We start from the raw sequence: 25,229 nt of genomic DNA on the forward strand, positions 1-25,229 counted from the left end.
CAGAATTACGGAGATTTACTGCAATGCCAAAACGTACCGACCTTAAAAGTATTCTGATTTTAGGTGCTGGCCCTATCGTAATTGGTCAGGCCTGCGAATTCGACTACTCAGGCGCCCAGGCCTGTAAAGCATTAAAAGAAGAGGGCTACCGCGTTATTCTGGTGAACTCTAACCCGGCCACCATTATGACAGACCCGGAAATGGCTGATGCCACTTACATCGAGCCTATTCACTGGCAAGTGGTTGAAAAAATTATTGCCAAAGAGCGCCCCTGTGCCGTGTTGCCTACCATGGGTGGCCAGACTGCACTGAACTGTGCACTGGATTTAGAGCGCCATGGTGTACTGGCAAAATACAATGTCGAAATGATTGGCGCCACTGCTGATGCTATCGATAAAGCCGAAGATAGAAGCCGCTTTGATAAAGCCATGCGCTCTATTGGCTTGGCGTGTCCACGCGCCGGTTTGGCGCACTCGATGGAAGAAGCCTATCAGGTGCTGGAAGACATTGGTTTCCCGTGTATTATCCGCCCGTCGTTTACCATGGGTGGCTCTGGCGGTGGTATTGCGTATAACCGCGAAGAGTTTGAAGAAATTTGTACCCGCGGGCTGGATTTATCGCCGACTAAAGAGCTGCTGATTGACGAGTCGCTAATTGGCTGGAAAGAGTACGAAATGGAAGTGGTACGCGATAAAAACGATAACTGCATTATTGTCTGTGCCATCGAAAACTTCGACCCTATGGGCGTTCATACCGGCGACTCCATTACCGTCGCGCCTGCGCAAACGCTAACCGATAAAGAATATCAGATTATGCGTAACGCCTCGCTGGCGGTACTGCGTGAAATTGGTGTCGAAACCGGCGGTTCAAACGTACAGTTTGGTATTAACCCGGTAGATGGTCGTATGGTGATCATTGAGATGAACCCACGGGTATCGCGCTCATCGGCACTGGCTTCTAAAGCCACCGGTTTCCCTATTGCCAAGGTAGCCGCCAAGCTGGCCATTGGTTACACCTTAGATGAGCTGGCCAACGACATTACCGGTGGTAAAACGCCAGCCTCGTTTGAGCCGAGCATCGATTATGTGGTGACTAAAGTACCACGCTTTAACTTTGAAAAGTTTGCCGGCGCTAACGACCGTTTAACTACCCAGATGAAATCGGTGGGTGAAGTGATGGCCATTGGTCGTAACCAGCAGGAATCGCTGCAAAAAGCGTTGCGTGGCCTGGAGATTGGTGTCTGTGGCTTAGACCCTATCATCGATATCACGCTGCCGGAAGCCAAAGATAAAATTATCCGTGAATTAAAAGAGCCGGGCTCACACCGTATTTGGTACATCGCTGATGCAATGCGTCTGGGCATGAGCATGGATGAGATCTTCAGCCTGACCAATATCGACCGTTGGTTCCTGGTACAAATTGAAGACTTAGTTAAAGAAGAGCAGGCGCTTAGCAAAGACGGTTTTGCAGCGCTTGATGCAGCGCGCATTGCGCGGTTAAAACGTAAAGGCTTTGCTGATAAGCGTATTGCCGATGTACTGGGCGTCAGTGAAAACGAAGTACGCAAAAAGCGTTACAGCTTTAATATTCACCCGGTGTACAAGCGGGTGGATACCTGTGCTGCCGAGTTTGCCTCTAACACGGCTTATATGTACTCAAGTTATGACGAAGAGTGTGAAGCGGCACCGACTAACCGCGATAAAATTATGATTATCGGCGGCGGGCCAAACCGTATCGGTCAGGGTATCGAGTTTGACTACTGCTGTGTACACGCGGCGCTGGCGCTGAGGGAAGACGGTTATGAGACCATCATGGTGAATTGTAACCCGGAAACCGTTTCTACCGATTATGACACCTCAGATCGCTTGTACTTCGAGCCAATTACGCTGGAAGACGTGCTGGAAATTGTACGCAAAGAGCAGCCCAAAGGCGTAATTGTGCAATACGGCGGCCAGACACCATTGAAACTGGCCCGTGCACTGGAAGCGAACGGGGTGCCAATTATCGGCACTTCTCCGGACGCGATTGACCGCGCTGAAGATCGCGAGCGTTTCCAGCAGGCGGTAGAGCGTTTAGGCTTAAAGCAGCCGAAGAATGCTACCGTCACCAGCCTGGAAGAAGCCATTACCAAGTCAGCCGATATCGGTTTTCCGATGGTAGTGCGTCCATCTTACGTGCTGGGCGGCCGGGCAATGGAAATTGTTTATGACGAGCAAGACCTACGCCGTTATATGAATGAAGCGGTTAGCGTATCGAATGACTCACCCGTGCTACTGGATAACTTCCTGGATGATGCGATTGAAGTAGATATCGACGCCATTTGTGACGGCAAAGAGGTGGTGATTGGCGGCATTATGGAGCACATTGAGCAAGCCGGTGTGCACTCAGGTGACTCGGCCTGTACTTTACCACCACACAGCCTGAGCAAAGAGATTCAGGATGTGATGCGTGAGCAGGTACGCAAGCTGGCGTTGGAGCTGGGCGTAGTTGGCCTGATGAACACCCAGTTTGCGGTTAAAGACGGCGAAGTGTACTTAATTGAAGTGAACCCACGTGCTGCCCGTACTGTACCGTTCGTATCTAAAGCCACCGGCGTGGCAGTCGCTAAAGTGGGTGCACGCTGTATGGCTGGTCGCTCATTGGCAGATCAGGGTGTTACCAAAGAAATTATCCCGCCGTTTTTCTCGGTAAAAGAAGTGGTGATCCCGTTTAACAAGTTTCCAGGCGTTGACCCTATTCTTGGTCCTGAGATGCGCTCTACCGGTGAAGTGATGGGCGTGGGTGATACCTTTGAACAAGCTTTTGCCAAAGGCCAGTTAGGTGCCAGTACGCTGATCCCAACCGGGGGCCGTGCCTTGCTTTCGGTGCGCGACAGCGATAAAGTGCGCGTCATTGAACTGGCTAAGCGTATGGTGGCCAAAGGCTTTGACCTGGACGCCACCGGAGGTACTGCGATGGCGTTACAAGCAGCGGGTATTGAGTGCCGTCGGGTAAATAAAGTATCAGAAGGCCGGCCGCATATACTGGACCGCATTAAGAATGGCGAGTACAGCTATATTGTTAACACTACGGACGGTCGTCAGGCAATTGAAGACTCTAAAGTTATCCGCCGTGGCGCGCTGCAGTACAAAGCCAACTACACCACGACATTAAATGCCGCCTTTGCCACGGTAATGTCTAATGCCGCCAGTGCGTTTGACGATGTGGCCTCGGTGCAGGAATTACATAAGAGAGTAAACGGATGAGCCAAATTCCGATGACAGTGCAGGGCGCAGAACAACTGCGCGCTGAGCTGAATGAATTAAAATCAGTAAAACGCCCCGCGGTAATCCAGGCGATAGCTGAAGCGCGTGAGCATGGTGATTTAAAAGAAAACGCCGAGTATCACGCTGCGCGTGAGCAGCAAGGCTTTATTGAAGGCCGTATTCAGGACATTGAAGCTAAGCTGTCCAATGCACAGATCATTGATGTGACTAAGCTGCCTAACAGCGGCAAAGTGATCTTTGGCTGTACTGTGACTATCCTGAATCTGGATACTGACGAAGAAGTGACCTACCGCATAGTGGGCGATGATGAGGCGGATATCAAAAACAATCTGATATCAGTCAATTCGCCCATTGCCCGCGGTTTAATTGGTAAGTCTGCTGATGATGTAGCAAACATCACCACACCCAAAGGTGTAGTGGAGTTTGAAATTACCAAGGTTCAGTATTTGTAATTGGCGTTGACAAGCTACCAATAAAACGAAAAAAGCGCCCACGGGCGCTTTTTTAACGTTAAGCCGGCTTAGCCGCGCGGCAGACTGATTTTTTTGTCTTTACTGGGGCGGAACAGCACCAGCACTTTACCAATCACCTGTACTTGCTCGGCCTGTGTCTCGCGTACTATGGCGTCCATGATAAGCACTTTTTGCTCTCTGTCTTCCGTTGGCACCTTTACTTTAATTAATTCATGAAAGTTAAGGGCATTGTCAATTTCGGCCACTACGCCTTCGGTCAGGCCATTGCTACCGAGCAGTATCACCGGCTTTAAATCATGGGCTTTGGCTTTTAAAAATTGTTTCTGTTTGTTGGTTAAACTCATAAAATGCTTATTTCCGCTGCGAACGCTTGAATTTGCGTTATTGTAGCGCCATCTAACCGATAACACTAATTAAGAGTGTCAGCATGACCAAGAAAAAGCGCTCGGCCAGTTCAACCCGCTGGCTGAAAGAGCATTTTGACGATCACTTTGTGCAAAAAGCACAGAAGCTCGGTTTACGTTCGCGTGCCGCCTTTAAACTGGAAGAAATTAACCAGAAAGACAAACTGATCAGAAGCGGCATGACAGTGGTGGATTTAGGTTCTGCGCCCGGCAGCTGGTCACAGTTTTGCGTGGGTCAGGTAGGTAGTGGCGGCACTGTAATTGCCTGCGATATTTTGCCGATGGACCCGATTAACGGTGTCAGTTTTTTACAGGGCGATTTTCGTGAAGAGGCGGTGTTAGAGGCACTACTGAGCCGGATCGGCGGTCAGAACGTAGATGTGGTACTGTCAGATATGGCGCCCAATATGAGCGGTAATGACACCACCGATCAGGCCCGCTCTATGTATCTGGTCGAACTGGCCTTAGATATGTGTCACAAAGTGTTGAAGCAAAATGGCAGTTTTGTGGTCAAAGTGTTCCAGGGCGAAGGCTTTGAACACTATGTAAAGGCGGTACGCGAGGCCTTTACCGTGGTAAAAATTCGCAAGCCCGAGTCGTCCCGTGCCCGTTCCAGTGAGACATATATCGTGGCGACGGGCTTTAAAGTCTAGTAAAGTAGATGGGTAGTTATCTTATTATCGGTATAAAGAGGTTATAACCTTGAGTGACATGGCAAAGAATCTGATTGTCTGGTTAGTGATCGCCGTCGTATTAATGTCGGTGTTCAATAGCTTTGGCCCCGGCGACAATGTCGATCGGCAAACCAGTTACACTCAGTTTATCAATGAAGTAAATCAGGGGCAGATCCGCGAAGTAAAGGTTGACCGCACCGGTGTCATTACCGGCGTGAAACGCAGCGGTGAGCGCTTCGAAACCGTGATCCCAACAGGTTATGACGAGAAACTGCTGGATGATCTGATCAAAAACAACGTGAACTCTTTTGGCAGCAAGCCGGAAGAGAGCAGCTGGCTGGCGACCATTTTCATCTCCTGGTTCCCAATGCTATTGCTTATCGGCGTGTGGATTTTCTTTATGCGTCAGATGCAAGGCGGCGGTGGCAAAGGCGCGATGTCTTTTGGCAAGAGCAAAGCCCGCTTAATGGGTGAAGATCAGATTAAAACCACGTTCGCTGACGTGGCCGGCTGTGACGAAGCCAAAGAAGAAGTGTCTGAACTGGTGGATTACCTGCGCGACCCGTCACGCTTCCAGAAGCTGGGCGGTAAAATTCCTAAAGGCATTTTGATGGTAGGCCCACCAGGAACAGGTAAAACCTTGCTGGCAAAAGCCATCGCTGGCGAAGCCAAAGTGCCGTTTTTCACCATTTCAGGTTCTGATTTCGTTGAAATGTTTGTCGGTGTCGGTGCCTCCCGTGTGCGGGACATGTTCGATCAGGCGAAAAAAGCGGCGCCTTGTATCATCTTTATTGACGAAATTGACGCCGTGGGCCGCCAGCGCGGCGCCGGTTTAGGCGGTGGTCATGACGAGCGAGAGCAAACCTTAAACCAGATGCTGGTAGAGATGGACGGCTTTGACGGTAACGAAGGCATTATTGTGATTGCTGCCACTAACCGGCCAGATGTACTGGATCCGGCATTATTGCGCCCGGGCCGTTTCGACCGTCAGGTGGTAGTGGGTTTACCGGACGTGAAAGGCCGCGAACAAATTTTAAAAGTGCATATGCGTAAAGTGCCGCTGGCCGAAGGTGTTGAGCCTTCAGTGATTGCCCGTGGTACGCCAGGCTTCTCTGGTGCGGATTTAGCGAATCTGGTCAACGAAGCGGCACTGTTTGCTGCCCGTGGTAACCGTCGCGTCGTGTCGATGGATGAGTTTGAAAAAGCCAAAGACAAAATCATGATGGGCGCAGAGCGCCGCTCTATGGTGATGACCGAGAAAGAAAAGGAAATGACGGCTTATCACGAAGCTGGCCATGCCATTGTTGGCCGCTTAGTGCCTGAGCACGATCCGGTATATAAAGTGAGTATTATCCCGCGCGGTCGTGCGCTGGGTGTCACTATGTATTTACCCGAGCGTGACCGCGTATCGCACAGTAAACGCCATTTAGAAAGCATGATTAGCTCGCTGTTTGGTGGCCGTATCGCCGAAGAAGTGATTTACGGTTTTGAACAGGTCACTACAGGCGCATCGAACGACATTGAACGTGCTACCGATCTGGCGCGTAAAATGGTCACGCAGTGGGGCTTCTCAGAAAAACTGGGGCCACTACTGTATGCCGACGAAGAAGGCGAAGTGTTTTTAGGCCGCTCTGTCAGTAAAAATAAGCATATGTCGGAAGATACGGTTAAAGCCATTGATGCTGAGATCCGTGACTTTATTGACCGCAACTACGACAGAGCGAAGAAAATTATCGAAGAGAATATGGACATACTGCATGCGATGAAAGATGCGCTGATGAAGTATGAAACCATAGATGCCAAGCAAATCGACGATTTAATGGCACGGCGTGAAGTGCGCCAGCCTGAAAATTGGGAGCCGCGTGACAAAGGCTCTGACGACAAGCCTGATAGCAAAGCAACCAAAGATGACACTGTGGTAGCTGCTAAACCCTCTGAAGGTAACTTGCACTAGGCTTACCTGAGAAATGAGTATCCCAGCCCCGGTTTTCCGGGGCTTGTTTTTACTGCTAGCCTTCTATAGCAGGAGTTGTTATGCACTTAACCTTACCCCGCCAGCGCCAACTGGATCTTAGCCGTCCGGTAGTGATGGGCATTTTAAATGTAACACCCGATTCATTCTCCGACGGCGGCCGTTACAACCAGCTGGATGCAGCCTTATATCAGGCGGAGCAAATGCTAACTGATGGCGCGGCTATTTTGGATATTGGCGGCGAGTCAACCCGCCCGGGCGCACAGGATGTAACCGAAGCGCAGGAGCTTGAGCGCGTAGTGCCAGTGATAAGCGCGATACGCCAGCGTTTTGATTGTGTGATTTCAATTGACACCAGCAAAGCCGCCGTGATGTCAGCGGCTGTTCAGGCAGGTGCGGATATTATCAATGATGTCAGGGCATTGCAGGAACCGGGAGCCCTGGCGGTAGCGGTACAGGCGGCTGTGCCGGTCTGTCTGATGCATATGCAGGGGGCGCCGCGCAGCATGCAGCAGGCACCAGACTATCAGGACGTGGTGAACGAGGTGCTGCAGTATCTGCTTAGCCGCGCGCAGCAGTGTGAGCAAGCCGGTATTGATAAAGCACAAATTATTCTTGACCCAGGCTTTGGCTTTGGTAAAAACCTCAGCCACAATTATGCCTTGTTACAACAGTTAGAACGGTTTTGCAGCCAGGGCTATGCTGTGCTTGCCGGTATGTCGCGTAAGTCGATGATTGGCCAGTTATTAAACGAACCCGTTGCGCAGCGTTTGGCAGGCAGTCTGGCCTGCGCTACTATAGCGGCACTTAAAGGTGCCCAGATTATTCGTGTGCATGATGTTAAAGAAACCGTGCAGGCAGTCAGGATTGTTACTGCTATGCAATATGGAGTGTAAGGATGAGTAGAAAGTATTTTGGCACCGATGGCGTGCGTGGCCGGGTGGGTGATTTTCCGATTACGCCAGAATTTGCTATGAAGTTGGGCTGGGCTGCAGGTCGTGTATTGTCACAACGTGGTACCCGCAAAGTATTAATCGGCAAAGACACACGGATTTCGGGTTATTTGCTGGAAACCGCGCTGGAAGCCGGTTTAATCGCCGCCGGTATTGATGTGCGGCTATTAGGCCCTATGCCAACGCCGGCCGTGGCCTATTTAACCCGGACCTTCCGTGCCGAGGCTGGCATAGTGATCAGTGCCTCGCATAATCCTTACTATGACAACGGCATTAAGTTTTTCTCCGCTGATGGCACCAAGTTGCCGGACGACGTTGAGCTGGCGATAGAGCACGAGCTGGAGCAGCCTATGGTGTGCGAGAGCTCGGAAAAACTGGGTAAAGCTCAGCGCATTGATGATGCCGCCGGCCGTTACATTGAATTTTGTAAAAGCCATCTGCCAAATCACTTATCACTGAATGGCATGAAAGTGGTGATCGATTGCGCACATGGTGCCACCTATCATATCGCGCCTGCGGTATTTAAAGAGCTGGGTGCGGAAGTGGTGGTGATTGGTGCCAGCCCCAATGGCTTAAATATTAATGATCACTGCGGTGCAACCCATACTGAGCTGCTGCAAAAAACCGTGGTAGAGCATAAAGCTCATTTAGGTATTGCCTATGATGGCGATGGCGATCGCGTGATGATGGCCGATCATACCGGCCGTATTATCGACGGTGACGAGATAGTCTATATCATCGCCCGCGCCGCCAAAGCACAAAACAAATTGCAAGGCGGTGTCGTCGGTACATTAATGAGCAACCTGGGGTTAGAGCTGGCGCTAAAGCAGCTTGACATTCCGTTTGAGCGCAGTAAGGTCGGCGATCGCTACGTGATGGAGCTGCTGCGGGAGAAAAACTGGCGAATCGGCGGTGAGAACTCCGGTCATGTACTGAATTTAGACCACACCTGTACCGGCGATGGCATTATTGCTTCCTTACAGGTATTAACCGCAATGATAGAAGCCAAAATGACGCTGGCAGAGTTTAGCCAGGGTATGCATAAGCTGCCGCAGGTGCTGGTTAACGTGAAATTTGAAAAAGGCACGGCACCGCTGGAAAAGCAACATGTCAAGCAAGTGATTGCTGAAGTGGAAGCTGAGCTTAACGGCAGTGGCCGGGTATTGATCCGTAAAAGTGGCACTGAACCGTTAATTCGCGTAATGGTTGAAGGAGAGCAGGAAGAACTGGTTCGCCAATATGCCGAGCGTATTGCCGCTGCGGTAAAAATCGCCAGTTGATTGTTCAAATGCGCCATTTTTACTTGTTTGCTCCGGCGTGGTTGGTTACTATCGCGCCGGACTTACAACAGGATATTACTTCATGTCACGCAAAGCCCTGATCGCCGCGAACTGGAAAATGAACGGTTCTGCCGCTCTGGTCAAGGAGATGACAACGACGCTGCAATCGCTGACGCTTAGCGATGTAGACGTGTTGCTTTGTCCACCGGCGACGCTGCTAACCCGCTTTGCCGCATCTGGCCAGTTTGCGCTGGGTGCGCAAACCCTCAGTCATGAAACCAGTGGTGCTTTCACCGGCGAGCTGAGCGCGCAACTGCTGTTAGAAGCGGGTGCCAGCTTTGTTATTGTTGGCCACTCTGAGCGGCGCAGCCTGAATTTTGAAACTGATAGTCTGGTAGCGGCAAAACTTGCTACCGCAGTGGCTGCAGGCCTTACGCCGGTATTATGTGTCGGCGAGAGTTTAGCTGAGCGCCAGCAAGAAAAAACGCAGCAGGTTATTGCGCGTCAACTTGATGCGGTGTATGCTTCGCAGCCCGAATTACTGGCGAAATCAGTAATTGCGTATGAACCCATTTGGGCTATCGGTACCGGCGAATCTGCTTCGCCAGAGCAAGCGCAACAGACGCATGCTTTTATTCGAGCTCATCTGGCGCAGTACGATGCAGCAGCCGCAAAAGCGGTAAGAATATTGTACGGTGGCAGTGTTAACGCAGAGAATTGCGCTGCATTGTTTGACCAGGCAGATATTGACGGTGCCTTGGTTGGTGGCGCCAGCCTGAAACCGGTAGAGTTTGCCCAAATTTGTCTTGCAGCCACGCAAGGCGCAAAGGATTAAACATGTACGAAATTTTAATGGTAGTGTATTTGTTAGTCGCAATGGCGTTAATCGGCCTGGTGTTAATTCAGCACGGCAAAGGGGCTGATATGGGCGCAGCATTTGGTGCAGGGGCATCAGCCACGGTGTTTGGTTCTTCCGGTACCGGTAACTTTTTAACTAAAACCACCACTGTGTTAGCGACCATTTTCTTCGTGCTGAGCATAGTGTTGGGTAACTACAGTGCCGGCCAGAGCAAAAAAGTTGACGAATGGCAGGACTTATCAGTGCCAGTAACTGAACAAGTTGAGCAGAAGAAAGACGACACCAGCGACATCCCCGTAGGTAATTAAGTCACAATATTTTTAGCCGAGATGGTGAAATTGGTAGACACGCTATCTTGAGGGGGTAGTGTCTTCGGACGTGCGGGTTCAAGTCCCGCTCTCGGCACCAAATTAATCAATACTTTGCCACGGCAAAGCTTGCGATAAGCCAGTCAGCGCTATATAATAAGCGCCAATTACGGACGCGGGATGGAGCAGCCTGGTAGCTCGTCGGGCTCATAACCCGAAGGTCGTCGGTTCAAATCCGGCTCCCGCAACCAACTTAGTTTCAATTAACATTGGCGATATGTTAGTTGATCAGATGCCCATTCGCCCCGCTAGTTCGGGGCGTTTTCGTATCTGCAGACCTAGTTTTACGCAGTAATGGGCTACAGGCCCTTTTTTTATTGGCTGTTGTTGCTCTAAGTGGGGTAAACAACAGTGTTCCGGAGGTCACGTTGACGAAACAAGAACAGAAACTGACTGAGCTGTTGCAGCCCACTGTCGAAGCAAGTGGCTTCGAATTACTGGGGCTGGAGCTGGTGCAGGCAGGCCGGCATTCAACGTTGCGGTTGTACATTGACCATGCTGACGGCGTAACGGTAGATGACTGCGCTGTGGTCAGCCGTGAAGTCAGTGCCATTTTAGATGTGGAAGATCCTATAGCGAATGAATATTTGCTGGAAGTGTCTTCACCTGGCTTGGACCGACCGTTGTTTACCCCAGCGCATTTTGCTGCTGTGGTCGGGCAGAAGATTGAAGTAAAACTGGCTATTCCACAGGATGGCCGGCGTAAGTTTAAAGGCGTACTAACAGCTATTGAAGACGATATGTTGATAGTGGAAGTAGATGGCAAACCCTATCGTTTGCTGATGGATAACGTAGATAAAGCAAACGTGGTACCGGTGTTTTAAGGTATCGGGGCAAAGCGAGGCAACACACAATGGCAAAAGAAATATTATTAGTTGTTGATGCAGTTTCAAACGAAAAATCAGTACCGCGGGAGAAAATTTTCCAGGCGCTTGAGTTTGCATTGGCTGCAGCCACTAAAAAGAAAAACGAAGGCGATATCGAAGTTCGCGTAAGCATCGACCGCAAAACCGGCGCCTATGAAACCTTCCGTCGCTGGTTGGTGATCCCGGACGACCAGGTACAAGAGCATCCGTACCGCGAAATGACACTGTCGGCAGCGCAATATGATGATCCTTCAGTACAGGTAGGCGATTACTACGAAGAGCAAATTGACTCGATCGAATTTGATCGTATTACTACCCAGATGGCCAAACAGGTTATCGTACAAAAAGTACGTGAGGCTGAGCGCTCACAAGTGGTAGAAGCTTATATCGATCAAGTTGGTGAGTTAGTCACCGGCGTGGTGAAAAAAGTAAACCGCGACAGCATCATTGTCGATTTGGGTAACAATGCTGAAGCCATGCTGGGTAAAGATGAAATGTTACCGCGCGAAACCTATCGCCCGGGTGACCGTATACGCGCGTTGCTGTTTGAAGTAAAACCAGAAGCCCGTGGTGCCCAGCTGTTTTTAAGTCGTTCACGGCCAGAAATGCTGTTGGAACTGTTCCGCATTGAAGTGCCGGAAATTGGCGAAGAGATGATTGAACTGCGTGGCGCCGCGCGTGACCCGGGTGCCCGTGCCAAGATTGCGGTGAAGAGTAACGACCGTCGTATCGATCCGGTTGGTGCTTGTGTGGGTATGCGTGGTTCACGCGTGCAGGCTGTGTCAAACGAGTTAGCCGGTGAGCGTGTCGATATCGTGTTATACGACGATAACGATGCCCAGTTTGTTATTAATGCGATGGCGCCGGCTGAAGTGGCTTCTATCATCGTGGATGAAGACGCCCATTCAATGGACATCGCGGTAGAAGACTCCAACCTGGCGATGGCGATTGGCCGTAACGGTCAGAACGTGCGCTTAGCCAGCCAGTTGACCGGCTGGGAGCTGAACGTGATGTCAGTATCTGCCATGAAACAAAAACACCAGGAAGAAACCGCCAAAGTACGCCAGGTGTTTGTTGACGCGCTTGAGATTGACGAAGAGTTCGCCGACGTGCTGGTAGACGAAGGCTTCTCTACGCTGGAAGAAATCGCCTATGTACCGATCAGCGAGCTGTTAAGCATCGATGGTCTGGACGAAGAGATTGTTGAAGAGCTGCGTGGCCGTGCCAAAGCGGTGTTAACCACCCGCGCCCTGGCCAGTGAAGAATCGCTGGAAGATGCGCAGCCAAGCGAAGCGCTGTTAGCGCTGGAAGGATTAGATACCCATACGGCCTATGTTCTGGCCAGTAAAGGGGTAACCACGTTAGACGACCTGGCTGAGCTGGGTGTCGATGATTTACTGGATATTGCCACCATGTCGGAACAACAAGCCGCCGACCTGATCATGGCTGCCCGTAACATCGTTTGGTTTAGCGAAGAAAATAAGTAGTCAACGGAGGTAACAACACAAATGGCAGAAGTCACTATAGAAAAGCTAGCCAGTGATGTCGGTACTACTGTTGAACGGTTAGTGCAGCAATTCGCTGATGCCGGTATCAGTAAAGCCGCCGGTCAGGTAGTCAGCGAAGATGAGAAAAAAGCCCTGCTGGATCACTTAAGTGCGCAGCATGGTGGTAAAAGTGCCGAGCCTTCACGCTTAACCTTAAAGCGTAAAGAAAAAACCACTCTGAGTGTGTCAGGTGGTGCCGGCCGTAACCGCGAAATTCAGGTTGAAGTGCGTAAGCAAAAAACCTACGTGAAAAAGCCGATGCTGGATGAAGCCGCGTTAAAAGCGCAGGAAGAAGCCCGTCTGGCTGAAGAAAAAGCCCGTGCTGAAGCAGATGCCGCCCGCGCTGAAGCGGAGCGTAAAGCGAAAGAAATCGCGGCGGCGAAAGCGAAAGAAGAAGCCGAGCGCAAAGCGGCTGAAGCCAAGCGTCGTGAAGAGGCGAAGCAAGCCCAGCTGTTAAAAGACGACCCGGAAGAAGCCGCCCGTCGTGCTGCCAAAGAAGAAGCCCGCAAAGAAGCTGAGCGTATTCGTCAGCAGCAGGAAGCAGAAGCGCTGCGTAAGCTGGAAGAGGAAGCCGCTAAACAAGCTGCTGCCGCGCGTAAGCTGGCAGAAGAAAACAGCGAGCGCTGGGCGCAGGAAGAAAAAGCCAAGCCAACGGATAACGACGATTATCACCTGACCAGCAACGAGTTTGCCAAGCAGGCAGAAGATGAAGTGGACGCCAAAGAAGAGCGTGCCGGTCGTCGTGGCGCGGGTAAGAAAACACCTGTAGTCAAAGGCAAGAAGAAAGACGATGCTAATGACAAAGAAGCGTTTAACCGTGCTAACCGTCATGTAAAGAAAAAGAAGACGCCAAGCAGCATGCAGCATGGCTTTAATAAGCCAGCGCAACCGGTTGAGCGCGAAGTCAAAATTGGTGAAACCATCACTGTCGCCGAGCTTGCTGCCAAAATGGCCGTTAAAGCCTCAGAAGTGATCAAAGTGATGATGAAGATGGGCGCTATGGCGACCATCAACCAGGTGATTGATCAGGAAACGGCCGCGATTGTCTGTGAAGAAATGGGCCACAAGTTTACCCTGACCAAAGAAAACGAGCTGGAAGAAGCGGTAATGTCAGACCGCGAAGGCCAGGGCGAGCTGGAGCCTCGTGCACCGGTTGTCACCGTTATGGGTCACGTAGACCACGGTAAAACCTCACTGCTGGATTATATCCGTAAAGCCAAAGTGGCCGCGGGCGAAGCCGGTGGTATTACTCAGCATATTGGTGCTTACCATGTAGAAACCGAGCGCGGTATGGTGACTTTCCTTGATACACCAGGCCACGCTGCGTTTACCTCGATGCGTGCCCGTGGTGCCAAAGCCACTGACATCGTTATCCTGGTAGTAGCCGCTGACGATGGTGTGATGCCACAAACCAAAGAAGCGATTCAGCATGCGAAAGCGGCTGGTGTGCCGCTGGTGGTTGCCGTGAACAAGATGGATAAGCCAGAAGCGGATCCAGAGCGCGTGCGTAACGAGCTATCTCAGTACAACGTTATCTCGGAAGAGTGGGGCGGCGATACTCAGTTTGTACCGGTATCGGCGAAATCGGGTATGGGTATTGATGATTTACTCGAAGCCATTCTGAACCAGGCTGAACTGCTGGAATTAAAAGCAGTGAAAGACGGTCTGGCACGTGGTGTGGTGATTGAATCTCGCTTAGACAAAGGCCGTGGCCCGGTAGCGTCTATCCTGGTACAGGAAGGTACGCTGAAACAGGGTGAAATCGTGCTATGTGGCTTTGAATATGGCCGTGTGCGTGCAATGCGCGATGAAAACGGTAAAGAAATTAAAACCGCAGGCCCGTCTATTCCGGTGGAGATCTTGGGTTTATCTGGTGTACCGCAAGCCGGTGACGAAGTTACTGTGGTGAAAGACGAGCGTAAAGCGCGTGAAGTGGCACTGTACCGTCAGGGTAAATTCCGTGATGTGAAACTGGCGCGTCAGCAGAAGTCTAAGCTGGAAAACATGTTTGCTAACATGACTGAAGGCGATGTGTCTGAACTGAACATCGTACTGAAAGCCGACGTACAAGGCTCGGTTGAAGCCATTACTGAATCACTGATGAAACTGTCAACCGATGAAGTAAAAGTGAAGATCGTCGGTTCAGGCGTAGGTGGTATTACCGAGACCGACGTGACCTTAGCTGCAGCATCTTCAGCTATCATAATCGGCTTTAACGTACGTGCTGATGGTTCAGCCCGTAAGATGGTAGAAGACGAAGGCCTAGACTTACGTTACTACGGCATCATTTATGAGCTGTTAGACGAAGTGCGTGCGGCAATGACCGGTATGTTAGCCCCTGAATTCAAGCAACAGATCATCGGTCTGGCCCAGGTTCGTGACGTGTTCCGCTCACCGAAGTTCGGTGCGGTGGCCGGCTGTATGGTCACTGAGGGTGTGATCAAGCGTAATGCGCCTATCCGCGTACTGCGTGACAACGTGGTGATCTTCGAAGGCGAGCTGGAATCACTGCGTCGCTTTAAAGATGACGTTAGCGAAGTACGTAATGGCTTCGAATGTGGTATCGGTGTGAAGAACTACAACGATGTGCGCGAAGGCGACCAGATCGAAGTATTTGAAGTGGTTCAGGTAGAACGCACCCTGTAAATCATCGTGTAACAATATAACAGGGGCCAAAGGCCCCTGTTTTGTCTTAAACAGACAGTGGAAATACAGTTATGAAAGAATTCTCGCGGGTCGACAGACTGTCGCAACAAATGAAAAAAGAAATGGCGGTGATCTTACAGCGCGAAATTAAAGATCCGCGCCTGCACAGCATGATTACCGTATCAGACGTGGAAGTATCGCGTGATTTATCCCATGCCAAGGTGTTTGTCACCTTTTTAGGTCTGGCCGACGATAAAGTAGAGGATAATCTGAAGATCCTCAATGATGCTTCAGGCTTTGTCCGTAGCCTTATAGGTAAACGCATTCAGGCACGTATTGTGCCGCACATCCGCTTTGTGTTTGACGAGTCATTAAACGAAGGTATTCGTATGGCCAATCTAGTCAGTAATGCCCGCGCTGAGGATGACCGCCGCCGGCTGCAATCAGGCCAGACACTGGACGATGCTGCCGATACCGACGCCGCTGGCAGCACAGATAACAGCGACGAGCCGGCCAACTAATGGCGCGGAAAAACGCCCGGCCGGTGAACGGTATTTTATTGCTGGATAAACCGCTGGAAGTGAGCAGTAACGGCATTTTACAGCGGGTGCGCTGGCTGTATCAGGCGCAAAAAGCTGGCCATACCGGCGCGCTGGACCCAATGGCATCAGGTTTGTTGCCGATTTGTTTTGGCGAGGCGACCAAATTCAGCCAGTTTTTGCTCGATACCGACAAAACCTATCTGGTCACGGCCCGTTTTGGTGTGCGCACCAGCACCAGTGACGCTGAAGGTGAGGTGATAAGCGAGAAGCTGGTCACCCACAATGAAGCTCAGCTTCTGCAGGCGATGCAGGCTTTTCAGGGCGATATCCTGCAGGTGCCAACCATGTTTTCGGCGCTGAAATATCAGGGCCAGCCGTTATACCGTTATGCCCGCCAAGGCATAGAAGTACCACGGGAAGCCAGGCCCATTAGCATATTCCGCTTTGACCTGCTGGCAAACCGCGGCGACAGCGCGGATTTTATTGTGCACTGCTCTAAGGGCACTTATATTCGCACCCTGATTGACGACTTGGGCGAAGCCTTAGGCTGTGGTGCCCATGTTGCCCGTTTGCACCGCACTCAGGTCGGCCCTTTCGTTGCAGCGCAGATGGTAACGCCAGCGCAATTGGACGTCTTGGCTGAACAATGTCATCAGAGCGGTGATTTCTCGCCAATGGATGCGTTATTGCTGCCGATGGACGCCGGAATCGCGGATATGGCGCGTATTAACCTGACACAAGCCGAGCAGCACCGCTTGCAACATGGCCAGAGCTGCCAGGTTGAACATAGTGATATTGAAGCGGTTAAATTGCATGGTGCAGATGGTCGTTTTTTTGGTATTGGTCAGGTGGTTGACGGTGTACTCAGCTCGCGCCGATTGCTAAACACGGCTGGCAGCTAAGCCGTGTGCTGAGCAAGGCAGTTGTAAATAAGTAGCAAAATGCTATAATCGTGCGGATTTTTGGGCTTGCTGGATGAGTGATCGGCAATTCCCTGACTTTAGTTCACTCACATTTGGAGTTAAATATGTCTTTAAGCGCTGCTGAAAAAGCAAAAATCGTTGCTGACTTCGCTGTCAAGCAAGGCGATACCGGTTCACCAGAAGTACAAGTTGCTCTGTTAACTGCGTCTATCAACCACCTGCAAGGTCACTTTGCTCAGCACAAGCATGACTTCCACTCACGCCGCGGTCTGCTGCGTATGGTTAGTCAGCGTCGTAAGCTGCTGGATTACTTAAAAGGTAAAGACCAGAGCCGTTACGCAACTCTGATTGAGCGTTTAGGCTTACGCCGTTAATTCGCATTCAGTTAAAAAGGGGCTTTAAGCCCCTTTTTTTATACATAAGACTATTTTTTCGCCAAAGTTAACGTATTACTGAACTATCTTTGTGCTCTGGTTACAGAGTATACTAGCACCGTATTAAACGACAAAAATGACATCGCAATTAGGCGATTAAGTAAAGGAAACAAACACGTGACTCCCATCGTAAAATCATTCCCATTCGGCCAGCATACTTTCACTTTAGAAACCGGCGTAATCGCCCGTCAGGCAGATGCCGCAGTATTGGCTAGTCTGGGTGACACGTCAGTCTTAGTAACGGTAGTGGGTAAGAAAGAAGCCAAACCAGGCCAGGATTTCTTCCCGTTAACGGTAAATTATCAGGAAAAAATGTATGCCGCCGGCCGTATTCCAGGTGGCTTCTTCAAGCGTGAAGGTCGTCCATCTGAAGGCGAAACACTGATCGCCCGTCTGATTGACCGTCCAATCCGGCCATTATTCCCGGAAGGCTTCACTAACGAAGTGCAGGTTGTTGCTACCGTGGTTTCAGTACAGCCTGAAATTCAGCCGGATATCGTTGCCCTAATTGGTACCTCAGCGGCCCTAGCCATTTCAGGCATCCCGTTTGCTGGCCCTATCGGAGCTGCTCGTGTTGGTTACATCAATGGCCAGTACGTACTGAACCCATCAGAAGACGAGCTGAAAACCTCTAAGCTGGACTTAGTGGTCGCCGGTACTGCCGGTGCGGTATTGATGGTTGAATCTGAAGCCGGCATTCTGTCAGAAGATGTAATGTTAGGCGCTGTGGTGTACGGCCATGAGCAGATGCAGTCTGCCATTACCGCTATCAACGAATTTGCCGCTGACGCCGCCAAACCAGCCTGGAACTGGCAAGCGCCTGAGAAGAACGTTGCGCTGATTGAAAAAATTGAAGCATTGGCTAAAGCTGACTTAGGCGATGCTTACCGCATTACCGAAAAAGCCAAACGCTATGAGCGCATTGGTGAGATTAAAACCGCGTTAATTGAAAAGTTGACCGCTGAGCTTGGTGAAGACGACAAGCTGGACCTGTTAGAAGTTGGCGAGATCTTCCATAACCTGGAATCAAAAGTGGTGCGTGGCCGCATCACCAAGGGCGAGCCGCGTATTGACGGCCGTGACCCGGAAATGATCCGTGGTTTAAGTGTAATGACCGGTGTACTGCCACGTACTCACGGTTCAGCGCTGTTTACCCGTGGTGAAACCCAGGCGTTAGTTACCGCAACGTTAGGTACTGCCCGCGATGCGCAAACTGTTGATGACTTATTAAGCGCCAAGACCGATACCTTTATGCTGCACTATAACTTCCCACCGTACTCAGTGGGTGAGACCGGCATGATTGGCTCACCTAAGCGCCGTGAAATCGGCCATGGTCGTCTGGCTAAACGTGGTGTACAGGCCGTGATGCCTGATTTTAACGACTTCCCGTACACAGTGCGTGTGGTATCTGAAATTACTGAATCAAACGGCTCAAGCTCTATGGCGTCAGTGTGTGGCTCGTCGTTAGCCCTGATGGATGCCGGTGTGCCAATTAAAGCCTCTGTGGCGGGTATCGCTATGGGTCTGGTAAAAGAAGGCGATGACTTCGTTGTATTATCAGACATCTTAGGTGATGAAGACCACTTAGGCGACATGGACTTTAAAGTGGCGGGTACTGCCGAAGGTATCACTGCACTGCAGATGGATATCAAAATTGACGGTATCACCAAAGAAATTATGCAAATTGCACTTAAGCAAGCTAAAGCTGCCCGTTTGCACATTCTGAACGTGATGGATCAGGCGATCAGCGGTCACCGTGAAGAAATGTCTGAGTATGCACCGCGCATTTACACCATGAAGATTAACCCGGAGAAAATCCGCGAAGTTATCGGTAAAGGTGGCGCTGTGATCCGTCAGATCACCGAAGAGTCAGGCACTACTATCGAGTTGGAAGACGATGGCAGCATCAAAATTGCTGCGACGACGGCCAAGGCTGCACAAATTGCTATCGATAAGATCAATGCGATTACCGCTGAGATTGAAGTCGGCGCGGTGTATGACGGTGAAGTTGTGCGTATTGTTGACTTTGGTGCCTTTGTAAACGTACTGCCAGGTAAAGATGGTCTGGTACACATTTCGCAAATTTCTGATGAGCGGGTTAACAATGTGTCTGAGCATTTAACCGTTGGCCAGAAAGTGAAAGTTAAAGTACTGGAAGTAGACAAGCAAGGTCGTGTGCGTTTAAGTATCAAGGAAGCAAATGCTAAACCTGCTACTGAGTCGGCCAATGCTGAAGCTAATGCCTAATAAGTTGTTACGTCTTGTAGCGCCTGTGGCGCTGCTGGCAACAGTGCTGGCTGGCTGCGCGGCGCAGCCGCCTGCTGCCAGCTGGCTTATTCCTGAGCCGCTGGCGGTGTCTTACCGCACTGAACTGGCGATTGCCCGTTTAAGTGAAATTTTGTACCGCGCTGAGTTATCCGAAGAGCAGTCGGCACAGTTGTACTATGACCGTGGGGTGATGTACGACAGTGTTGGTTTACGCTCGCTGGCCCGGCTCGATTTTATGCGGGCATTACGCTTAAAACCTGATATGGCCGATGCGTACAATTTCGTTGGCATTCACCATACGGTTAATGGCGAATTTGATGCCGCGTACGAGGCATTCGATTCAGCCTTGGAGTTGGCGCCAGAGCACGAGTTTGCCTATTTAAACCGCGGTATAGCCTTGTATTATGCCGGCAAGACGGACCTGGCTATCCCAGATTTTGAACGCTTTTTAGCACTAAAGCCGGCTGACGCCTATCGTGTTATTTGGCTGTATCTGGCGCAAAGCGAGTTGTCAGCAGAGCAGGCTACTGCGCAGTTAACAGCCCAGCTGCAAAATCTGGACAGCAACGAATGGTCTACTAACCTGGTACGGTTTTTTGCCGGCGAGATTAGTGAGCAGGCACTGTTGGCCAGTGTGGTGCAGGATGTGGCGAGCAATCAGCTGTTAGCTGAGCGCTTATGTGAAGTGTATTTTTATCTGGCGAAATGGCACGACAGCCAGGGCAGACCAGAGCAGGCACTGAACTATTACAAGCAAGTGCTGGCGACCAATGTGTTTGAGTTTGTTGAACACCGTTATGCCCGGCTTGAAATGGCCCGATTACGCGGTGAAAGCACCAGCGATAACGGTTATGAAGAGCCTTAGTTCGTTTAACTTACCCTGTTTAAAAAGCCGGCTTACCGGCTTTTTTGCATTTGTACTGCTGGCAGCTTGTCAGCCGCCAGCGGACGATAACAACGTGTTAATGCAGCGCGCGCAGACCGAGCCAGCGGCAGCTATGCGACTGGCAACACAGCGGCTGGCTAATGCTGAATTAGACGCTGCACTGCACTGGTTTCGTCAGGGCGCGCGTTTGGGCGATACTGCTGCACTGGCACATGCGCTGCAACTGCAGCAGCGCCAGCAGGGGCGCCTGGCGACCGCGCAGTGGCTGCAGAATGCCCTGGACGAGGGTAGTGTCAGAAATGATCAGTTAACGTCAGTGCAGCGTGCTGAGCTGGGGCTTTGGCAGTCTGGCCCGGCCGGTATGGCAGGTTTTACTCATCCGGCAGGTTGCCAGTTGACGCTGCAGCCGGTGGTAAGCCAGCAGGTTGGGCTTACTACCTGGCAGCGGTTGTTAACTCAGTGGCAGCAAGATACCCAGTTACAGCAATTGGCTGTCTGCTTTGCGCCTGCCATTAAGCTAAGCGCTACCGAGCTTAGCTGCACCGAGCAGACAGATAGCCGTATTCAGTGCAACTATTTGGCCTTGTCATCTACTGTGGCGGCCGGTGGCTTTAGTCAGCTACTGGTTATTGCCGGGCGCGGTGCCGCCAGTTATAACAATGGCATTTTACAGCTGCCAGATAATGCCAGCCTGGCGCTATTGCGGCATGAGTTTATGCATATCCTGGGCTTTATTGATGAGTACCGGCTAGCGGCTGATACCGCTGCACAGGTCTGCAATGGCACGAAAATTTATCCCAATATCCTGTTGGCTGAGCAAGAGGCGACGTATCTACAACATTGGCAGTTAGACGCTGATCAGATTGCGCTAACGCCGGTAGAAAGCTGTGCTTATAGTGGTAAGCAGATGTATCGGGTGGTTGAGGCAGCTAATCTTATGCGCTCGTTCGAGCTGGGGTTGCCGGCGCTTTATTTAACGCTGTCGCAGCGTATTCTCAGCGCACCAGAAGATATTATGCCGGTGCAGTATTACTTTGCGTATATGGCGCGCCAGCAGCAAAACTGGCCAGCATGGCAGCAATTCATGCAACAGGCGGCAGCCCAAGGGTATCAGGATGCAATACAGGCATTGGCACCTTAACGATAGTTAATGCTCGCTAAGCTCTGTAAGCTCCCGGCTCAGTAAATCGGCATCGCCTAAATTCAGTTCAAGCAAGCGGCGTAAATGCGACACACTTTCGATGTCAATTTTCTCACAGTGCAGACCAATTACATCACCGGAGTCGTGCGCTACACTCACCTGCATCCTAAGTTCTAACGGCAGATCGTTTAAATGAATGCGCAATGTCATCAGTTTGGGCAATGACGGTGGCCAGTGCTCGGTTTTGCGGATCAGAGCGCCTTGCAGCGACAAATCCAGTACTTCAGTGGTTAAACTGTGGCTACCAAAATCAAGGTGTGCAATGCCTTTAAAAGATACCCGGCTAAAACGTCTGTTTTCCATAGCATTCCTCGTCTCGTTGTACGAAGCATAGCGGCTTTATGTAAAAAGAAAAGCCGCAGGCTACACCTTTGCATTACACCTTAACCGAGACATCCTCACCGGCGGCCTGGCGATCGGCATGATAGCTGGAGCGGACAAAAGGCCCACTGGCAACGTGTTTAAAGCCAAGCTCATAGGCAATGCGTTTAATCTCGTCAAACTCAGCCGGCGGCATATAGCGTTTTACCGGTAAGTGGTGCTTACTGGGTTGCAGGTACTGGCCGACGGTGAGCATATCAACGTCGTGCTCACGCAGATCTTTTAATACTTCAATTAGCTCTTCGGTGGTTTCACCTAAGCCAACCATTAAGCCTGATTTAGTTGCCACGTTAGGGTGCGCCGCCTTATAGCGCTTTAACAGCTGCAGCGACCATTTGTAGTCAGCACCTGGCCTTGCCAGTTTATACAGACGCGGTGCAGTTTCCAGGTTGTGGTTAAACACATCGGGTGGTGTCTGGGTCAGGATATCCAGTGCGGTATCCATGCGGCCACGGAAATCTGGCACCAAAACTTCAATTTTAATCTCTGGGTTGTGTTTACGGATCTCAGTAATACAGTCGGCAAAATGCTGGGCGCCACCATCACGTAGATCGTCGCGGTCAACGGAGGTAATCACCACATATTTCAGCTTCATATCGCGAATCGTCAGCGCCAGCTTTTCTGGCTCTTCAGCGCTGGGAGGCAAAGGCCGGCCATGGGCCACATCACAAAACGGGCAGCGACGGGTACAAATGGCGCCCAAAATCATAAAGGTGGCGGTGCCGTGGTTAAAACATTCGGTCAGGTTAGGGCAGGCTGCTTCTTCGCATACCGAATGTAAGCCGTGTTTGCGCAGCGCACCTTTAATTTGGTCAATCCGCTCTGAGCTTTTCGGTAGCTTGATTTTTAGCCACTCGGGTTTGCGTAGCATCTGCTCGGGTTCTGTTGGCAGTACCTTTACCGGAATTAACGCCATTTTCTCGGCGTCGCGCAGTTTAACGCCGGGCTCCATACGTGCAGTTTTAGTCATTTTGCCAGTCTAACCCTGTTTTAGTATGCAGTGTGGTAATGCTCAGCGCCTGCTGAAAACACTGCATTATTCGTTGTTTGGCCTCTGCAATACTTTGCGGACCACCGATATCTTTACATTGGATCATTTGCATGCCGGCGTAACCGCAGGGGTTAATACGCGAGAATGGTGTTAAATCCATATCTACATTCAGTGCCAGGCCATGAAAGGTACAACCTTTGCGCACTCTAAGCCCTAAAGACGCAATTTTCGCTTCATCTACGTAGACGCCGGGTGCATCTGCTTTGGCGTAGGCGTTTATGCCGTAAGGCTGAAGCAGCTGTACCAGTACCTGCTCAATCAGCGTAACCAGGGCGCGCACTCCCAGGTTGCGCCGCTTTAAGTCCAGCAGCACATACACCACCAGCTGCCCCGGGCCATGGTAGGTAACCTGACCGCCACGGTCGACTTTCACCACCGGGATATCACCGGGAAACAGCAAATGCTCTTCTTTACCGGCCTGGCCTTGAGTAAACACACGGTGATGCTCTAGCAGCCAGAGCTCGTCTGTCGTTGCGCTAGTGCGTGTATCGGTAAACTGCTGCATCGCCTGCCACACCGTGGTGTAGTCCTGGACGCCCAGATCCCTTATTACCAGCTGCTCGCAAAGCATTGTTGACTGCTGCGTGTCGGCCTGTTGTAAATCGCTGTGCATTATACCGCCTTATACACGCAATACGAGTAGCGTTCCCGGAGGTATTACCTCAGAGGACGTAACGAACCAGTTCAATTTTGCCAAGCTCTGTGTACAGTAGCTCAATGTGCTGTTTGCTGGTCACGGTAACGCTAACAGAAACAGAGTGATAGGTGCCTTTGGTACTGGGGCGCACTGTCGGGCTGTAATCACCGGCATCGGTATGCTGGCGCACTACGGCCATCACCTGATCCACCAAAGCGTCATCTGCCAGGCCCAGCACTTTAAAGCTGAACTGACAGGGAAACTCCAGATATTCGTCAAATTTGGTGTTTTTTACTTCATGCGCCATCTTGCTCTCACTCTTACCTCGCAGACCGGGCCTGCAAAACTGGGCTAATTGTAACAAAAAGTCCCGGACAATGCCGGGACCTGATGCACAAAAATGCGGCCTGTTAGTTAAACTGCATTTTTATGTAGTCAATCATCCGGCTGAAAAAGCCGCCCTCGGCCACATCTTCCAGCGCAACCAGCGGGTAGGTGGCAATATCTTCGCCTTGTAGCTTCAGATATACGGTGCCCACTGTCTGGCCTTTCGATATGGGGGCAATTAATTGCTGATCCAAGGTAAAGTCGGCTTGTAAATCTTTGCGCTGGCCACGCGGAATGGTAATTTGCACTGGCTGTAAAATACCCAGCCTGATATTTTCTTTCTCGCCCTGCCAAATACGCTGCTCGGCAAATTGCTCGCCGGCCTGATAAGGGCTGAAGGTTTCAAAAAAGCGAAAGCCGTAAGTTAGCAGCTTTTTGTTCTCTGCCGCCCGAGCCTGTTCGCTGTTAGTGCCCATCACCACTGAGATAAGCCGCATACCGTCACGCGCAGCTGAAGTAATTAAACTGAAACCGGCTTCGCTGGTATGGCCGGTTTTAATACCGTCGACGTCCAGGCTGCGGTCCCACAGCAGTGAGTTGCGGTTGTACTGTTTAATGTTGTTGTAGGTGAATTCTTTTTCAGCATACAGCGCGTATTCTTCAGGCACATCACGAATTAGTGCCGCCGATAAAATCGCCATGTCGCGTGGTGTAGAGTAGTTTTCTGCACTGGGTAAACCGTGGCTGTTGCCAAAACGGCTGTTGGTCATACCCAGTCGCTGGGCATGGGCGTTCATCAGGTCAACAAAAGCACTTTCACTGCCAGCAATATGCTCTGCCAGGGCGACACAGGCATCGTTGCCCGATTGAATAATGACGCCTTTATTTAAGTCGGCTACCGACACCTGAGTGCCTACCTCAATAAACATCAGCGAGGAGCCGGGGAAGTTTTTCGCCCAGGCGTTCTTACTGATGGTGACCATATCTTCGTTGCGAATATTGCCGTTTTTCAGCTCGGTGCCAATAACGTAGCTGGTCATCATTTTGGTTAAACTGGCTGGCGCTAACGACATATCGGCATTGTTTTCGGCCAACACTTTACCGGTGTCATAATCCATCAGGATATGACCTTTGGCAGCGACTTCCGGTGGCTGGGGTATTACGGTTTGCGCCTGCGCGGGCAGGCTGGCACTGGCCACAGAAACGGCGGCGACGGCAAATATCTGGTAATAACTATTCATGAGACCTGTTCTTTTTCATCGTTATCATGG

23 protein-coding genes and 2 tRNA genes are annotated in these 25,229 nt (G+C 51.0%); 19 read left to right on the forward strand and 6 right to left on the reverse strand.

The window, feature by feature from the left end; all coding sequences use genetic code 11:
* Positions 1 to 23 precede the first annotated feature (23 nt).
* Together carB and greA are read left to right on the forward strand one after the other, a co-directional pair.
* The gene (gene carB, locus ABGI61_RS10110; RefSeq protein WP_347600662.1) at positions 24 to 3,245 is read left to right on the forward strand and encodes a carbamoyl-phosphate synthase large subunit; all 3,222 of its coding nucleotides are present in this window, start codon (positions 24 to 26) and stop codon (positions 3,243 to 3,245) included.
* A complete protein-coding gene (gene greA, locus ABGI61_RS10115) occupies positions 3,242 to 3,718 on the forward strand; it encodes a transcription elongation factor GreA (protein WP_008223855.1) in 477 nt (158 codons plus the stop codon). Before carB ends, greA begins: the two co-directional genes overlap by 4 nt.
* A 68-nt stretch (positions 3,719 to 3,786) precedes the next feature.
* Here greA and yhbY read toward each other — a convergent pair whose 3' ends face one another.
* The gene (yhbY, locus tag ABGI61_RS10120; RefSeq protein WP_347600664.1) at positions 3,787 to 4,083 is read right to left on the reverse strand and encodes a ribosome assembly RNA-binding protein YhbY; all 297 of its coding nucleotides are present in this window, start codon (positions 4,081 to 4,083) and stop codon (positions 3,787 to 3,789) included.
* 83 nt (positions 4,084 to 4,166) lie between these two features.
* Here yhbY and rlmE point away from each other — a divergent pair, with 83 nt between their 5' ends.
* The 17 genes from rlmE (at position 4,167) to ABGI61_RS10205 (ending at position 21,502) form a co-directional block, all read left to right on the forward strand.
* Complete coding sequence (gene rlmE, locus ABGI61_RS10125; protein ID WP_347600666.1) at positions 4,167 to 4,796, forward strand: 23S rRNA (uridine(2552)-2'-O)-methyltransferase RlmE; 630 nt, start codon at positions 4,167 to 4,169, stop codon at positions 4,794 to 4,796.
* 58 nt (positions 4,797 to 4,854) lie between these two features.
* Positions 4,855 to 6,771: an ATP-dependent zinc metalloprotease FtsH gene (ftsH, locus tag ABGI61_RS10130; RefSeq protein ID WP_347600668.1), complete on the forward strand. Its 1,917-nt coding sequence runs from the start codon at positions 4,855 to 4,857 to the stop codon at positions 6,769 to 6,771.
* Between the two features lie 80 nt (positions 6,772 to 6,851).
* Entirely contained in the window at positions 6,852 to 7,685 is an 834-nt protein-coding gene (gene folP, locus ABGI61_RS10135) for a dihydropteroate synthase (RefSeq protein WP_347600670.1), read from the forward strand.
* A gap of 2 nt (positions 7,686 to 7,687) precedes the next feature.
* A complete protein-coding gene (glmM, locus tag ABGI61_RS10140; protein WP_347600672.1) occupies positions 7,688 to 9,022 on the forward strand; it encodes a phosphoglucosamine mutase in 1,335 nt (444 codons plus the stop codon).
* 82 nt (positions 9,023 to 9,104) lie between these two features.
* The gene (gene tpiA / locus ABGI61_RS10145; RefSeq protein ID WP_347600674.1) at positions 9,105 to 9,857 is read left to right on the forward strand and encodes a triose-phosphate isomerase; all 753 of its coding nucleotides are present in this window, start codon (positions 9,105 to 9,107) and stop codon (positions 9,855 to 9,857) included.
* Positions 9,858 to 9,859: 2 nt separating this feature from the next.
* Complete coding sequence (secG, locus tag ABGI61_RS10150; RefSeq protein WP_008223864.1) at positions 9,860 to 10,189, forward strand: preprotein translocase subunit SecG; 330 nt, start codon at positions 9,860 to 9,862, stop codon at positions 10,187 to 10,189.
* A 15-nt stretch (positions 10,190 to 10,204) separates the two neighbouring features.
* Positions 10,205 to 10,289: transfer RNA gene (locus ABGI61_RS10155), tRNA-Leu, on the forward strand.
* A gap of 74 nt (positions 10,290 to 10,363) precedes the next feature.
* Positions 10,364 to 10,440 (forward strand) — tRNA-Met (locus ABGI61_RS10160).
* A 177-nt stretch (positions 10,441 to 10,617) separates the two neighbouring features.
* Entirely contained in the window at positions 10,618 to 11,073 is a 456-nt protein-coding gene (rimP, locus tag ABGI61_RS10165) for a ribosome maturation factor RimP (protein WP_008223867.1), read from the forward strand.
* A gap of 29 nt (positions 11,074 to 11,102) precedes the next feature.
* Positions 11,103 to 12,602, forward strand: coding sequence for a transcription termination factor NusA (gene nusA / locus ABGI61_RS10170; protein ID WP_347600676.1), 1,500 nt, complete (start codon positions 11,103 to 11,105; stop codon positions 12,600 to 12,602).
* Between the two features lie 21 nt (positions 12,603 to 12,623).
* The gene (infB, locus tag ABGI61_RS10175; protein WP_347600678.1) at positions 12,624 to 15,308 is read left to right on the forward strand and encodes a translation initiation factor IF-2; all 2,685 of its coding nucleotides are present in this window, start codon (positions 12,624 to 12,626) and stop codon (positions 15,306 to 15,308) included.
* A 71-nt stretch (positions 15,309 to 15,379) separates the two neighbouring features.
* On the forward strand, positions 15,380 to 15,829 hold the full coding sequence (gene rbfA / locus ABGI61_RS10180) for a 30S ribosome-binding factor RbfA (RefSeq protein ID WP_347600680.1): 450 nt from the start codon (positions 15,380 to 15,382) through the stop codon (positions 15,827 to 15,829).
* The gene (gene truB, locus ABGI61_RS10185; RefSeq protein WP_347600682.1) at positions 15,829 to 16,752 is read left to right on the forward strand and encodes a tRNA pseudouridine(55) synthase TruB; all 924 of its coding nucleotides are present in this window, start codon (positions 15,829 to 15,831) and stop codon (positions 16,750 to 16,752) included. Before rbfA ends, truB begins: the two co-directional genes overlap by 1 nt.
* Positions 16,753 to 16,877: 125 nt before the next feature.
* A complete protein-coding gene (gene rpsO, locus ABGI61_RS10190) occupies positions 16,878 to 17,147 on the forward strand; it encodes a 30S ribosomal protein S15 (protein ID WP_008223878.1) in 270 nt (89 codons plus the stop codon).
* A gap of 177 nt (positions 17,148 to 17,324) precedes the next feature.
* Positions 17,325 to 19,454, forward strand: coding sequence for a polyribonucleotide nucleotidyltransferase (gene pnp, locus ABGI61_RS10195; RefSeq protein WP_347600684.1), 2,130 nt, complete (start codon positions 17,325 to 17,327; stop codon positions 19,452 to 19,454).
* Positions 19,435 to 20,340: a lipoprotein NlpI gene (gene nlpI, locus ABGI61_RS10200; RefSeq protein ID WP_347600686.1), complete on the forward strand. Its 906-nt coding sequence runs from the start codon at positions 19,435 to 19,437 to the stop codon at positions 20,338 to 20,340. Before pnp ends, nlpI begins: the two co-directional genes overlap by 20 nt.
* The gene (locus tag ABGI61_RS10205; RefSeq protein WP_347600688.1) at positions 20,327 to 21,502 is read left to right on the forward strand and encodes a hypothetical protein; all 1,176 of its coding nucleotides are present in this window, start codon (positions 20,327 to 20,329) and stop codon (positions 21,500 to 21,502) included. The genes nlpI and ABGI61_RS10205 overlap by 14 nt, the downstream gene beginning before the upstream one ends.
* Positions 21,503 to 21,508: 6 nt before the next feature.
* Here ABGI61_RS10205 and ABGI61_RS10210 read toward each other — a convergent pair whose 3' ends face one another.
* The 5 genes from ABGI61_RS10210 to ABGI61_RS10230 all read right to left on the reverse strand — a co-directional run bounded on the left by ABGI61_RS10210 (position 21,509) and on the right by ABGI61_RS10230 (position 25,199).
* Complete coding sequence (locus ABGI61_RS10210) at positions 21,509 to 21,865, reverse strand: PilZ domain-containing protein (protein WP_347600690.1); 357 nt, start codon at positions 21,863 to 21,865, stop codon at positions 21,509 to 21,511.
* 73 nt (positions 21,866 to 21,938) lie between these two features.
* Positions 21,939 to 22,913, reverse strand: a complete 975-nt coding sequence (gene lipA, locus ABGI61_RS10215; protein WP_347600692.1) for a lipoyl synthase — start codon at positions 22,911 to 22,913, stop codon at positions 21,939 to 21,941.
* Positions 22,906 to 23,607, reverse strand: a complete 702-nt coding sequence (gene lipB / locus ABGI61_RS10220) for a lipoyl(octanoyl) transferase LipB (RefSeq protein WP_347600694.1) — start codon at positions 23,605 to 23,607, stop codon at positions 22,906 to 22,908. The genes lipA and lipB overlap by 8 nt, the downstream gene beginning before the upstream one ends.
* 49 nt (positions 23,608 to 23,656) lie before the next feature.
* Entirely contained in the window at positions 23,657 to 23,938 is a 282-nt protein-coding gene (ybeD, locus tag ABGI61_RS10225; RefSeq protein WP_347600696.1) for a DUF493 family protein YbeD, read from the reverse strand.
* A 103-nt stretch (positions 23,939 to 24,041) separates the two neighbouring features.
* Positions 24,042 to 25,199, reverse strand: a complete 1,158-nt coding sequence (locus ABGI61_RS10230; protein ID WP_347600698.1) for a serine hydrolase — start codon at positions 25,197 to 25,199, stop codon at positions 24,042 to 24,044.
* Positions 25,200 to 25,229: the final 30 nt, after the last annotated feature.

The sequence above is a fragment of the Rheinheimera fenheensis genome, from assembly GCF_039871805.1.
Classification (GTDB): Bacteria; Pseudomonadota; Gammaproteobacteria; order Enterobacterales; family Alteromonadaceae; genus Alishewanella; species Alishewanella fenheensis.